The organism is Oryzicola mucosus, assembly GCF_014534685.1.
Classification (GTDB): Bacteria; Pseudomonadota; Alphaproteobacteria; order Rhizobiales; family Rhizobiaceae; genus Oryzicola; species Oryzicola mucosus.
Genome location: NZ_JACVVX010000001.1, coordinates 90,301 through 102,607 on the forward strand (window position 1 = coordinate 90,301; position 12,307 = coordinate 102,607).

General features: G+C 56.2%; 11 protein-coding genes. 9 read left to right on the forward strand and 2 right to left on the reverse strand.

The window, feature by feature from the left end:
* Positions 1 to 49: 49 nt before the first annotated feature.
* The 9 genes from ICI42_RS00460 (at position 50) to ICI42_RS00500 (ending at position 10,889) form a co-directional block, all read left to right on the forward strand.
* Positions 50 to 1,219 (forward strand): mandelate racemase/muconate lactonizing enzyme family protein, encoded by a 1,170-nt coding sequence (locus ICI42_RS00460; protein ID WP_188162581.1) that lies wholly within the window; start codon positions 50 to 52, stop codon positions 1,217 to 1,219.
* 51 nt (positions 1,220 to 1,270) lie between these two features.
* Entirely contained in the window at positions 1,271 to 2,632 is a 1,362-nt protein-coding gene (locus ICI42_RS00465; protein WP_188162582.1) for a mandelate racemase/muconate lactonizing enzyme family protein, read from the forward strand.
* Positions 2,633 to 2,641: 9 nt separating this feature from the next.
* Positions 2,642 to 3,847 (forward strand): mandelate racemase/muconate lactonizing enzyme family protein, encoded by a 1,206-nt coding sequence (locus ICI42_RS00470; RefSeq protein ID WP_188162583.1) that lies wholly within the window; start codon positions 2,642 to 2,644, stop codon positions 3,845 to 3,847.
* A gap of 296 nt (positions 3,848 to 4,143) precedes the next feature.
* Complete coding sequence (locus tag ICI42_RS00475) at positions 4,144 to 4,533, forward strand: PH domain-containing protein (RefSeq protein WP_188162584.1); 390 nt, start codon at positions 4,144 to 4,146, stop codon at positions 4,531 to 4,533.
* A gap of 417 nt (positions 4,534 to 4,950) precedes the next feature.
* On the forward strand, positions 4,951 to 5,175 hold the full coding sequence (locus ICI42_RS00480; RefSeq protein ID WP_188162585.1) for a hypothetical protein: 225 nt from the start codon (positions 4,951 to 4,953) through the stop codon (positions 5,173 to 5,175).
* 415 nt (positions 5,176 to 5,590) lie between these two features.
* Complete coding sequence (locus ICI42_RS00485) at positions 5,591 to 7,321, forward strand: type I secretion system permease/ATPase (protein ID WP_330999111.1); 1,731 nt, start codon at positions 5,591 to 5,593, stop codon at positions 7,319 to 7,321.
* 1 nt (position 7,322) lies between these two features.
* Positions 7,323 to 8,672, forward strand: a complete 1,350-nt coding sequence (locus ICI42_RS00490; RefSeq protein ID WP_188162587.1) for an HlyD family type I secretion periplasmic adaptor subunit — start codon at positions 7,323 to 7,325, stop codon at positions 8,670 to 8,672.
* A 530-nt stretch (positions 8,673 to 9,202) separates the two neighbouring features.
* Positions 9,203 to 10,600 carry a calcium-binding protein gene (locus ICI42_RS00495; protein ID WP_188162588.1) on the forward strand — a complete coding sequence of 466 codons (1,398 nt, stop codon included), beginning with the start codon at positions 9,203 to 9,205 and terminating at the stop codon, positions 10,598 to 10,600.
* A gap of 142 nt (positions 10,601 to 10,742) precedes the next feature.
* Positions 10,743 to 10,889 (forward strand): hypothetical protein, encoded by a 147-nt coding sequence (locus ICI42_RS00500; protein WP_188162589.1) that lies wholly within the window; start codon positions 10,743 to 10,745, stop codon positions 10,887 to 10,889.
* An 8-nt stretch (positions 10,890 to 10,897) separates the two neighbouring features.
* Here the strand turns inward: ICI42_RS00500 and ICI42_RS00505 are convergent, their stop codons facing one another.
* Together ICI42_RS00505 and ICI42_RS00510 are read right to left on the reverse strand one after the other, a co-directional pair.
* Complete coding sequence (locus ICI42_RS00505) at positions 10,898 to 11,659, reverse strand: M48 family metallopeptidase (protein WP_188162590.1); 762 nt, start codon at positions 11,657 to 11,659, stop codon at positions 10,898 to 10,900.
* A gap of 93 nt (positions 11,660 to 11,752) precedes the next feature.
* The gene (locus ICI42_RS00510) at positions 11,753 to 12,205 is read right to left on the reverse strand and encodes a DUF2852 domain-containing protein (RefSeq protein WP_188162591.1); all 453 of its coding nucleotides are present in this window, start codon (positions 12,203 to 12,205) and stop codon (positions 11,753 to 11,755) included.
* Positions 12,206 to 12,307 lie beyond the last annotated feature (102 nt).

Consider the following 12,307-nt stretch of genomic DNA (forward strand, 5'->3'; position numbering starts at 1 on the left):
GCCCGACCAATCCGCTTCGCCGTTCACAGTTCAGCAAAGGGCAATGCAAATGAAGATAACCAGCGTCCGGCCGTGGCTCATCAAATCCAGTGCGTCCTACTGGGGCGAGTTCTTGTTTGTCGAGATCCTGACCGACGAAGGCGTCTCGGGGTGGGGAGAAATCACGACAACGACGTTCGTCGCCAATCGGGCGCTGTGCGTCATGACAAGACAGATCAGCAAAATTATCGAAGGCGACGACCCCGCTCATATCGAGCGCATCTGGCACAAGATCTTTCGCAACTTCACCTATATGGGCAGCCGTGGCGCCGCCGTGGAATGCGTCAGTGCCATCGATATCGCATTATGGGATATTCGCGGCAAGGTTTTAGGGCAGCCCATCTACGAACTGCTGGGTGGGCCGGTGCGGAACGACATCCTTCTTTACACGCATCCCGACCAGCGCAAGTTCACGAGCAATGCAGCGGTAGCTCAAGAAATCCGCGACATCGTCGCCTCAGGGCACACTGCGCTAAAGTTCGATCCCTTCCCGCAACAGGGACCAAAAGGCGCTGACGGGTCTGCGCGTGAGCAGTCCGAAGGCTATCTCGATGGCTCCATGAACCGTAAGGACGAGCGCGAGGCTGCGGAACTCACCGCCCTCATTCGCGAAACCGCTGGCCCGGACGTCGAGATCCTCATAGACGCCCATGGGCGCTTCGACGTGCCCACGGCAATTAGACTGTGCCGGACACTAGAGGAGGCAGGGGATATCGACTGGTTCGAAGAGCCTGTCCCGCCCGAAAGCTTCAACGCGCTCAAGCAGGTCCGCGATAAGGTCAATGCCGCCATTTCCTGGGGCGAGCGTGGCCATACGAAATGGGATTTCGTGCCGATCCTCGAAGGAAAGCTCGCTGACTACATCATGCCCGACGTGACATGGACCGGCGGCATCACCGAACTGAAGAAAATATCTGCAATGTGTGAGGCCTACTATGTCCCCGTCTCGCCGCATGACGCGGCAGGGCCGATCAACGTGGTGGCCGGCGCGCAGGTGATGATGACGGTGCCGAACTTCTATCGGCTCGAGACTTCGGAATGGAACCTGAGCAAATACGACCACCTGATCGACAAGCCGCTCGACAATTCCAATGGCAGCCTCAAGCTCAACAAGGCGCCCGGCCTCGGCATCGAGATGAACCGGGACTACCTCGAGGCGAATGCGATCGAAATTTCGTAACAGGGCCAAGGGCATTGAGCGAAGCAACTGCCAGACAAAATGGAGGGTGACATGCAGGCGTTGACGGTCGAAGAAACCATCGAGAAAAATGTGCGCACCAGTTCGCGCCCTAGCGAATTGCGTATCACCGATCTACGGGTCGCGGAGATTGTCGGGGCGCCTTTCACGTCGGCGTTGATAAAGATCTACACCAACCAGGGCATTGTCGGGTTAGGAGAGGTGCGGGACGGCGCCAGCGCGACTTTTGCGCTGATGCTCAAAAGCCGGTTGATTGGAGAGAATCCCTGCGATGTCGACCGACTGTTCAGGCGCATCAAGCAGTTCGGCGGCCATGGCCGACAGGGCGGTGGGGTTTCAGCCATCGAGATTGCTCTCTGGGATCTCGCCGGCAAGGCATATGGCGTGCCGATCTATCAGATGCTCGGCGGCAAATTCCGGGACAAGGTGCGCGTCTATTGTGACACCGACGCCGACAAGCCCAGCGGCACGCTGACTGGAAGACGCCTCAAGGAGCGCATGGACCTCGGCTTCACGTTTCTGAAAATGGACCTGGGCTTGATGCAGATCGCCGATATCCCAGGGGCGGTGGTCGCGCCTGCGGGTTTGCTCGACGCTTATCGCGTATCTCCCACCCGTGGACCGGTGAACAGTATCGACGATCGACGCGCCCGCAATGCCGCCTATGACGTTCACAACGTCCGGCATCCATTCAGCGGTCTGCACTTTACCGAAAAGGGCATCGACCTGTTGGAGCAGTACATTCATGAAGTACGAGAGATCATCGGTTACGAGGTCCCGTTGGCCATCGACCATGTCGGCCATATATCTCTGCAGGACGGTATCAGGCTGGCCCGCCGGATCGAAAAATATGTCCCGGCATGGCTCGAAGACGTGGTTCCCTGGCAATATACCGATCAGTATCGGCAGTTGCAGCAGGCCACGACGGTTCCAATTTGCACCGGCGAGGATATTTATCTCAAGGAGGGCTTTGAGCCCTTGCTTAAAAGTGGCGGCGTATCCGTCATCCATCCCGACCTTCTGACTTCGGGCGGCATTCTCGAGACGAAGAAGCTTGGCGATGCGGCGCAAGACTATGGGGTGGCCATGGCCATTCATATGGCGGAGAGCCCGATCGCTGCGATGGCCGCGGCTCATGTCGCCGTGGCGACTGAGAATTTCATGGCACTCGAATATCACAGTGTCGAAGTCGAATGGTGGGACGACATCGTCACCGGCTTGCCCAAGCCGCTTGTGAAAGACGGCTTTATTACCGTGCCGGATAAGCCGGGGCTCGGTATCGACGACGTGGTCGATGAGGTCATTAGCGCCCACCTCCAGGAGGGTGTCAAAGGCATTTGGCTGCCGACTGACCAATGGGATCAGGAGTATTCCTGGGACAGGACCTGGAGCTGAGGCGTCAAAATGAAAATCACCGATTTGCGCTGCGCCGTCATAGGCAAACATCCCATCATACGCATCGTCACCGACGAGGGCCTCTATGGGCTGGGTGAGGTTGAATACACCAAAACGTATCTCAAGCCGTGGGTGTTACATTTCCGCGACGCGCTGATCGGCGAAGATCCGACAGATGTTGAACGTGTGATGCTCAAGATACGCCAGCGCGGATCATTCAAGCCCTACGGCGCGGCCGTCAGCGCCATCGAACATGCGCTCTGGGACATTGCCGGCAAGGCGGCAGGCGTGCCGGTCTACAAGCTGCTAGGTGGCAAAGTGCGCGACCAGGTGCGGGTCTACAATGGATCGATCCGCCAGAAGCGGACAGGCGATCGGCCGGAGGACTACGCCGCCGAGGTGAAGTGGATGATGGAGCGGCCCGAAAAGTTCTTCATGGTCAAGCAAGGCATCAGCTTTCATTCCAACATGAAGGATAGCATCGACGATTTCCACTATGGTCCGCGCCAGACCAAGGCCGGCTATCACGGAGCGATGGATCAGGGGCAGATTTCCGAGCATGGCTTCAACCATATGCTCGACTGTGTAGCCGCCATGAAGGAGGTGCTGGGCGATACAGTCAGCCTGGCGCTCGATTGCGGACCAGGTTGGTTCCTGCCCGACGCCATTCGTTTTGCGCGGGCGGTGGAAAAGCACAACCTGATGTGGCTCGAAGACATGCTGACCGGCGACTATGTCCCTTGGGTCAACCCACAGGCTTATAGAGAGCTGACAACCTCGACCTCGACGCCGATCCATACTGGAGAGCAGATTTATCTGCGGCATAATTTCAAGGAGCTGATCGAGACCCAGGCGGTACGGGTAATTGGCCCCGATCCCGCAGATATCGGCGGAATAGCTGAACTCAAATGGGTGGCCGAACACGCCTATATGCACTCGATCATGATGGCGCCGCACGGCACTGCGAATGGACTTCTGGGTCTTGGCGCTCTGATCAATGTCTGCGCCACGCTGCCGGCCAACTACATCGCCTTCGAATATCCCAGCGCGTCCGATCCGTGGTGGAGCGATATCGTGACCGGCTTGCCGGAAGGGCAGATCGTCAACGACAGCATGGTGGACCTACTGAAGGGACCTGGGCTGGGGCTGGACATCGACCCCGTCGGAGCGAAGAAATACCTGCTCGAGGAAGACGCGGGATTTTTTGAGCCCTGAGCTTCCAGTCTGATCGAGCTAGATAGCCAAGACGATTGATAAGCGAGCCTTCCTTTTTAGGGCGAACGTGGAGCACTGTTAGAATTGTTTTTGTTCCCAAGGCCTCTCGCTTTGCTCTATCCGCTCGCCTTCTTTGACCTACGGTCCTCGCATAACGAGTGACATGGCCGGGTCTGCGGTCGCTAATTTCGGCTGTATCTTCCTGCATTGGGTTCAGCCCGAACATCCGTCGGCGGACTACGCTTGCTGGGAAAGGGATGTTTGACTAACTCTGAGCTTCGATAATGGAGCCGGATTTGACCACAGAAACCTCAATCGCCACACATCCCGTCGCCTGGCTAAGGCCCCTGCCAAAAGACTATAGAACCCCGCTTTGGCGGTGGATTCTGATCCCGGCCTCTGCATTGTTGCTCAAGCGCAATGGCGGGGTATGGTTGAATGGTGAATTGCGGCTGATGGCCGACCATCTGCTCTATGTTGAATCGAAGCTGGTGAGATCACCGAAAAATCCGCCGGCGACCTGGCGGATTAAGCTGGAGGACATCTCGGGCATCTCGTTGAAGAAAGGCATGGTCTCTCAGACGCTTGAAATAGAGGCGTCCGGCGGTTTGGTGAAGCTTATGACAGTTCGCTCTGAAGAGTTTGTGACGAAGCTTGAGGCGCGGATCCGGAGAGAGGTGACATAGTTCTCACCATGAGAAGCCATCAGTACGCGCAAGCGCCCGGATCTTTTCTCTGGCGAACGAGAATGGCAGCGACGCCGCGGCTCGAACTGTGCCTGCCGTGATTTTCGGCTGAGCGCAATTTAGAGTTCAATATATATTGCATACATCTATTATCAATTTTCGGATTTCTAATCTGAAATCTTATAAATGATAATTTTTTATAATAGTATATCTAATGTTGCATCTGCTTATATCTTCAAAGAACTTCTCATTTGGTGGATCGCTGAAAGACAAGTCCCACTATGGAACACATTCTTCGAATTTAATCACCCTCCGAAAATTGTGAGCAATTGCCCCTTGCCTGTTGAATAATTCGAGAGCAGTCTCGAAACAGATGCGGCCACCATAACCATGCGCAGTCATGGGAGGGAGGCACTTATGCAGGTTCTTGTCAGTCCGGCGAAACGCGTCGGCCCGTCCAAGAAAATTTTAGATCGGCCTTTGGAGACGAACGATATCAGTGCCGACCACGGTGCTTTTACGTTTACCTTTAAGGCGGCAGGGCAATATGACAAATCTGAATATCTCTATCGGGTTGTATTGACCCCGGAGGAGATGGCCATATTGATCGCGCCACACGATTTGCTGAAACATGTCGCTTGAATTTCAGATCGATTTTCAGGCCGATGACATAACCAAGAAACAGAGACACGGCATAACCCGACCAGTTTCGAGGCTCGGGCTTGCCGATAGGCTTGCAGTCGACAGACCGATGGCTATACACGACATACCTAAGTTTCTGCCGTGGTTGCCAAGCGCTTTCGACTGATAAGGAGTCACCTCGGGAGCATTTGAAACGACCTAGATCGGCGCGGACATGTCCGCGCCGATGCCTTTTTGCATACAGCGAAGTCACATTGGTGCCGAATTGCTTCTCGTTATCTCGGCTTGTACACGTTGAGATAGCTTATCTGGACCACATTTTCTGGATGTTCACATTTCAAAAAATAAGGTCATCTAAGCCACAGGCCGTGGCGGCGGTTTTAGACTCTGGGCGGAGGGGCTTTCATTGTCCTTTGTGAAGAAAGCAATACTGGAAGTTGGCATCTTTTCGGCAGCGGTCAATCTGCTTTTGCTGGTATCCCCCATCTATCTGCTGCAGATCTACGACCGTGTGCTCCCGGCACAGAGCCTGAGTACACTGATCTACCTTTCGATCATATGTGCCGCCGCGTTTCTGACCTTGTGTGCACTTGAAATCGTGCGCTCCTATTATGCCAACCGCATCGCGTCCCAAATCGATGTATCGCTTGGCGGAAAGGCTTTTCTGGCAACGATAACCGGGTCTCGCGCCGCTATGGGCGACATCCAGCCCCTGCGCGATCTTTCCACCATCCGCGCATTTCTCTCCTCAAAGGCGATCTTCTTCCTGTTCGACCTGCCGTTTGCGCCCTTTTTTCTCCTGTTGATGTATTTCATCCATCCGGCGCTGTTTCTGCTGACGTTGATCGGCGTGGTGGTGCTGGTTCTTGTCGCTCTGGCGAATGAGCGCGCGACGATGAAAAGCGAAGCGACTGCCGGCGAGGCGAGCTCCGAAACGATGATGCTTGCGCAAACCTTCGCGCGCATGCAGGAAACGGTTCGAGCTCTGGGCATGACATCGAGTGTCGCGGGCGTCTGGGGTCGCAGATTTGCTGACCAGGTCACCGCACATCGCAAAGTTGCGGACACAAACGCCTTTTTCAGCGGCATTTCCCGCATGCTCCGGACCGGACTGCAGACCGCTATGCTCGGCCTGGGCGCCTATCTCGTACTCCAAGGCCAGATGACCGCCGGCATGATCTTCGCTTCCTCGCTGATCGCGGGACGCGCGCTGCAGCCGATGGACCAGATCATCGGCGGCTGGCGGCAGATCGGCGAAGCGCGCAAGGCCTGGAGGCGGCTGGGCGCGCTGCGGGAGATGAAGCTGGAGCATGAACGCGAGACGATCCGCCTGCCCAATGTGAAAGGCAGCCTGATCGTCGAGAACTTGGTCTACCAATTGCCGGACGGGGACGCCTCCAGCCCGCTGATCAAACGACTCAACTTCCAGATTCAGGCGGGAGAGTCTGTTGCCATTGTCGGCCCCAGCCGTGCCGGAAAATCGACCCTGGCGCGCCTCATCGTGGGTGCCCTCAAGCCAAATGCCGGTCTGGTGCGGCTCGACGGTGCCGATATCCGCACCTGGGATCCCGACATGCTGGGAAGCCACATCGGCTATCTGCCGCAGGAAGTGGATCTTTTGCCCGGCACCGTGGCGCAAAACATTTCGCGCTTTGCCGAGCAGCCCGCTGACGATGACATCGTCGGCGCCGCACAACGGGCGCAGGCGCATGAACTGATCCTGCGGATGAAGAAGGGCTACCTCACCGAAATCGGCGCGTCGGGCGTCAGGCTGTCGGGGGGTGAACGTCAGCGCGTCGGCCTGGCTCGAGCCTTCTATGGCGGGCCTCGCCTGCTCGTGCTGGACGAGCCGAACGCCAGCCTCGACGCAGAGGGCGAAATGGCGCTTGAACTCGCGATCAAAGAGGCGAAGGCCAATGGCGTCACCATCCTCCTGATCACCCACAAGCCCTCGATCGCCGCCAAATGCGACCGTGTACTGGTGCTTCGCGACGGTCAGATCGATCTTTTCGGGCCGGCAGCGGATGTACTTCAGCGGCTGGCAGGCACGCCAGTCGTCCCACAACGTCCGACACCTGCTGCTCCCGTAGCGGAAAGCGCCGCCACCGCGACATTTCAGACCGTTGCACGCGTAAAGGCGAATTGAGATGACGACTTTTCCCTTGGCCCCCCCCAAAAAAACGCGCTGGCAGCAGAGCATCAGAGCGACGACCGCGCCTGTGGCGCTCGCCGGCTATGCCACCATTTTTCTGCTGCTGGGGGGCTTTGGCTATTGGGCCGCAAGCGCCCCCCTTGGTGGGGCGGTGATCGCCAGCGGATTCGTCGCTGCCACCGGTCACAACATCATGATCCAGCATCTTGATGGCGGCATCGTCAAGTCGATCGACGTGCGCGAAGGCGAGCGGGTCAAGGCCGGCCAGACGCTCTTCGTCCTCGAAGACACCCAGGTCCGCACGCTCTACAATCGCCTGAACAATCAGCGCATTGAAATGCGCATGCGCGAAGCTCGCCTGCGTTCGGAGCGCGATGGGCTGACCACCTTCAATGCCATGGCGGGATTCGATGGCGATGAGGCCGCGGCGGTCGATGGCTTCGACATCGCTTTCGTGGCTTCCGAACATGAGAAGGAATTCGCGGCACGGCTGGCGCGATTCCAGGCCGAGCAGGATATTCTCGGCAAAAGAGAAGAGGCGCTGGTGGAAGGGGTTATCGGGCTCGAGGCCCAAAAAAAGGCTGGTGAAGACCAACTCTTTCTTCTGCGCGACGAGATCGACCGCAAGAAGGGCCTGCTCGACAAGGGCCTTACCAATCGAACCGAATACAGTGCGCTTCTGCGCGCGGAAGCCGAACTCATCGGCCGCACCGGAGCCCTGCAATCGCAGATCGCCAGTTCGGCCACACAGACGGTCGAGGCCCGCCAACAGGTAGAGCGGCTTAGAACCGAACGCGTGCAGCAAGCGATGAACGAACTCAACACCACGCGGGCCAATCTGCGCGACATTGAAGAGCAGATGGTCTCCGCCCGCGCGACGCTGGGGCGCATCAGCATCGTCTCGCCGACCGACGGCATCGTGGTGCGCTCGTTGTTCAATTCTCCCGGTGGGGTGATACGCGCCGGAGAACCGCTGATGGAGATTCTGCCCACCGGTAATGCCCTGATCATCGAAGCGCGCGTCTCGCCACGCGACATCGACGCCATCGAAGTCGGTCAGCATGCCAATCTTCAGTTCTCGGCCTTGAACGCCCGCACCACGCCCATCGTCAATGGCAATGTCACCTATGTCTCGGCCGACCGGCAGATCGAACAGCAGACGGGAAACCCTTATTATACTGCCCGTCTCGCGATCTCCGAGGACCTGCCACCGGATCTGGCGCTGGAGCAGATCTACCCTGGAATGCCGGTAGAGACGTTCATCGCTACAGGCGACCGAACCTTCGCGGAATACCTTATCAAGCCGATCATGGACTCTTTCTCCCGCGCCTTCAGAGAAGAATGATTAGTCCATAAATCAGCCATGACTCTTTCGCAGGCTCTCCAGCACATGTGCGACAGACAAAGCGTGGGAAGAACCCGCTTTTATTTATCAGAGCGGGCTGCCAGAACGTTGCCCAGAAAAGCTGGAGTTTAGCAGACCTGAACGGCGGAAGTCGCTGTTTTTCAAAACAATGGCGATCGGAAAACAGAGGTCCGCCAAGCCAAGCTCCTATGAAATCTGACGTTAAAACAATACAGGAAATGCCCAGAACTGGCTTTTCGTGTTTCTCTAAAAAAATAAGTTATTGCGCAAAACTTGGCCCCCGCATGCATTAACCAAATATGCAATGTGTTGATATTTATATTTTATCAATAAAAAAACGTTTTACAATTTTTGTTGTACCAAAATATTACAGTTTACCTTTCACTGGAACAATTACTTGAAAGATTAGTTTAATTATGGAACGATTAAAAATCGTTCCCCTGACCTAATACTGCATAAGCTGTGGACGGAGCGAGTTGACTACAGCTTTATTCAAATGGAGGAAGTCTATGGCAACTTTCAGTGTAACAAAACCCGTTACACTTGATTCCAATCAGCTCTTTGTTACCAGCCTGAATGACGTCACTAATCTCCGCTTCGAGAATCAAATCAGCGCTTCAGGAAATCCATTGCTCGGGGAATATGTTCAAACCTTTGAGACGCTCAGCTTTGACTATAATGGGATCACCTATTCCTACAATGGAGAGTGGACCCAGACCGAAAACCGTCTTCTTGTGTTAGGCTCCGTATCTATCACCGGTTCTTATGACAATATTGAATTGTCACAGGGTGGGGAGACGATCGCGACATACCAGGGGCGGGAGTTCGACGTCGATTTCGGCACATCGCCGTCCGTGCAGGTTGGCGATCTGACCGGAAACCTGCTGCAGTTGCTTGTAACGCTCGGCTTGGCTAATGGCGGCAATGGCGGTTATGACAACCTCACCACCAACGAAACACCGAACCTTCCCGACCTCGCATTTTTTGGAAACGACAGTTTGACTGGCGATGCCGGCGTTCAAACCCTTCGCGGCAGTGACGGGAATGACGTCATCAACGGCGGCGCGGGCGCCGACATAATGATTGGTGGCAAAGGCAATGATACCTATCACGTCGACAGTGCCGGCGATAAAGTCGTCGAAATTGACGGCCAAGGTACTGATACCGTTATAACCACTGCAAGCTATAGCTTTAAAGGCGTCTACGCCGAGAATCTAACGCTTGCAGGATCGAGCGATATCAACGGCACGGGCAATAAATTCAACAATATCATTCTGGGCAACTCAGGAAACAACATTATCGATGGCGCTGCCGGCGCGGATAAGATGTCTGGTGGCCTCGGCAACGATACCTATTATGTGGATAATATAGGCGACAAAGCAGTCGAAAAGCAGGGTCAAGGCAATGATACTGTTTTTTCGTCGGTCAGTTACACCCTGAAAGGTCAGTATGTTGAAGATCTTATTCTGACCGGCTCTGACATCATCAACGCGACGGGCAACAAGCTCAACAACACGATTGTCGGAAACTTCAAAGGCAACATTATCAAAGGTGGCGACGGCAACGATACGCTCACTGGCGGCAATGGTGGCGACCGATTTGTGTTCGACACACCTCTGCGTCCATCCAACGTAGATACGATTACCGACTTCTACGAGCGTCAGGATAGCATACGTCTAGATGACGCAGTATTCGTCGGGCTCACAGAGGGTGCTTTGATTGCGAAAGCTCAGTTCAAGGACATCGGCACCGGTACAGTCGATGCAAGCGACCGCATCCTGTATGATTCCACAACCGGCGACCTGTTCTTCGACCGCGACGGTTCCGGCACCGCCTATGACGCTGTGAAATTCGCAGTCATCGATAACCTCGAGCCGCTCAGCTATCGCGACTTCCTCGTCATCTGACGTCTTACCTCAATACCTATCCCGCGCTCAGCCAGGGCGCGGGACAATATCATGAAATGCACGGGATAGGCCTTCAATCCCCGCCCGCCACTGGCAAGAGCCGTTCCGTGCACTATCTCAGCCGCTCAGACTGAGGATATTCATGCAGCAGAAACAGCTCTATCTTGTGATCGGCGCACTGGTGGCGGCGGTCATCGCTTTGGGAATTTATGTGTTGCGCGAGGAAAGCCAGCCCGATGGGGTCGAGATCAAACTGAATGAAAGCGGCATTTCCGTTCAGCAAAACTAAGCCGCTCATTATTCGAAACGGATAGCCTGAAGCGCGTTGCCATTGCGCTTCAGCCAAGCCTTGCATCGGTCGGTATCCGGACACAGCTTTTCGCACAGACGCCAGAAGCCCGGCCCGTGATTCATCTCCTTGAGATGCGCCACCTCATGAGCGACGAGATAGTTGATCACCTGCGGCGGCGCCATCATAATGCGCCAGGAAAATGACAAGGCACCGTCCGATGTGCATGAGCCCCAGCGGCTCGACGTGTCGCGAAACCGGATCGTTTTAGCGCGCTTGCCGATGGTTTCGCAATGCGTTGCCACCAACGCCTCGATGTCGCGTTTTGCCTCGCGCTTGAGGAAATCCGCAACGCGGCGTGGCAGATGCTGGACATCGCCATAAACCAGAAGAGCGAGTGCTCCTTCGTGCTCGCCCACAGTGGTTGTGCCGCGTCCGGTCGGCTGGTGCACTACGATATGCGGCACGCCGCGCAGAGGGATCTTCACACCGGTCCGCACTTCAGGCTTGTCGGGCAGTTTTATCAGTTTCTGTTCCAGCCAGCGCTGTTGGCGCAGCAAGAAACGCTCCACCTCGCCCTTGGCCAGTCCGGGCGGAATGGTGATCCGCAAGCCGCGACCACCCGGCTCTATCCGCAACGTCAAACGGCGGGCACGGCCATTCTCGACAATGCGCAGCGGCAAGCTGCGCCCGGCAACGACATGCTCTCGTACCTGAATGGGCGACTGGGCCGGACTGTGCGGTTTCTTACGGAAAAAGCCGAAGGACATGAAATGACGATAGTCGATTCGAGCGGCAGGGAAGAGCAAAAGAAAACGGCGCCGCTTTCACGACGCCGTCGTTTTCATCAGTAGGACGCGATCCTACTCGTCGAGCAAGCCCGGAGTTGACTTGCCGCCGCGCTTGCTGGCAGCTGCCGGCGCGTTCGACCTGTTGCGTTCGGCCATGAAGCGGTCGAACTCATCCTGGTCCTTGGCACGGCGCAGTTCGCGCGCATATTCCTCGAAGGCTTCGCGGGCTTCTTCAAGCCTGTTGCGCTCTTCGTCGAGCCGGGCGAGTTCCTTTTCGCGCCAGTCATCGAAGGCGACATTGCCGGTACCGACGTTGGCGCTGGCGCGGTAGGACGCCTTGCGGCAGCCCTTGAAGATACCGTCCGTCGCGCGGTTCACGTCGCGCTTGAAGCCGTCAAGCCGGTCACCCCACAAGATGTAGGCAAGCATGGCAAAGCCGAGCGGCCAAAAGACCATGAAGCCGATCACCATGAGCGCGATGGTCGCCGGCGTCCAGGCCGGGCGGATCAGTGCGGTCGTGTTCATCGTTTTGTCGTTCCTCAGGTTTCACGCAGCCAAGTCGGCTGCTTGAGATCGAAATGGGAACGGCAAAAACCCACTTCAAGATATCGCCCGCTAAAACCGGAC

What these genes read in the sequence shown, in the direction of transcription:
- ICI42_RS00460 (WP_188162581.1), top strand. Translation starts at nt 50, where the DNA reads ATGAAGATAACCAGCGTCCGGCCGTGGCTCATCAAATCCAGTGCGTCC.
- ICI42_RS00465 (WP_188162582.1), top strand. Translation starts at nt 1,271, where the DNA reads ATGCAGGCGTTGACGGTCGAAGAAACCATCGAGAAAAATGTGCGCACC.
- ICI42_RS00470 (WP_188162583.1), top strand. Translation starts at nt 2,642, where the DNA reads ATGAAAATCACCGATTTGCGCTGCGCCGTCATAGGCAAACATCCCATC.
- ICI42_RS00480 (WP_188162585.1), top strand. Translation starts at nt 4,951, where the DNA reads ATGCAGGTTCTTGTCAGTCCGGCGAAACGCGTCGGCCCGTCCAAGAAA.
- ICI42_RS00490 (WP_188162587.1), top strand. Translation starts at nt 7,323, where the DNA reads ATGACGACTTTTCCCTTGGCCCCCCCCAAAAAAACGCGCTGGCAGCAG.
- ICI42_RS00495 (WP_188162588.1), top strand. Translation starts at nt 9,203, where the DNA reads ATGGCAACTTTCAGTGTAACAAAACCCGTTACACTTGATTCCAATCAG.
- ICI42_RS00500 (WP_188162589.1), top strand. Translation starts at nt 10,743, where the DNA reads ATGCAGCAGAAACAGCTCTATCTTGTGATCGGCGCACTGGTGGCGGCG.
- ICI42_RS00505 (WP_188162590.1), bottom strand. Translation starts at nt 11,659, where the DNA reads ATGTCCTTCGGCTTTTTCCGTAAGAAACCGCACAGTCCGGCCCAGTCG.
- ICI42_RS00510 (WP_188162591.1), bottom strand. Translation starts at nt 12,205, where the DNA reads ATGAACACGACCGCACTGATCCGCCCGGCCTGGACGCCGGCGACCATC.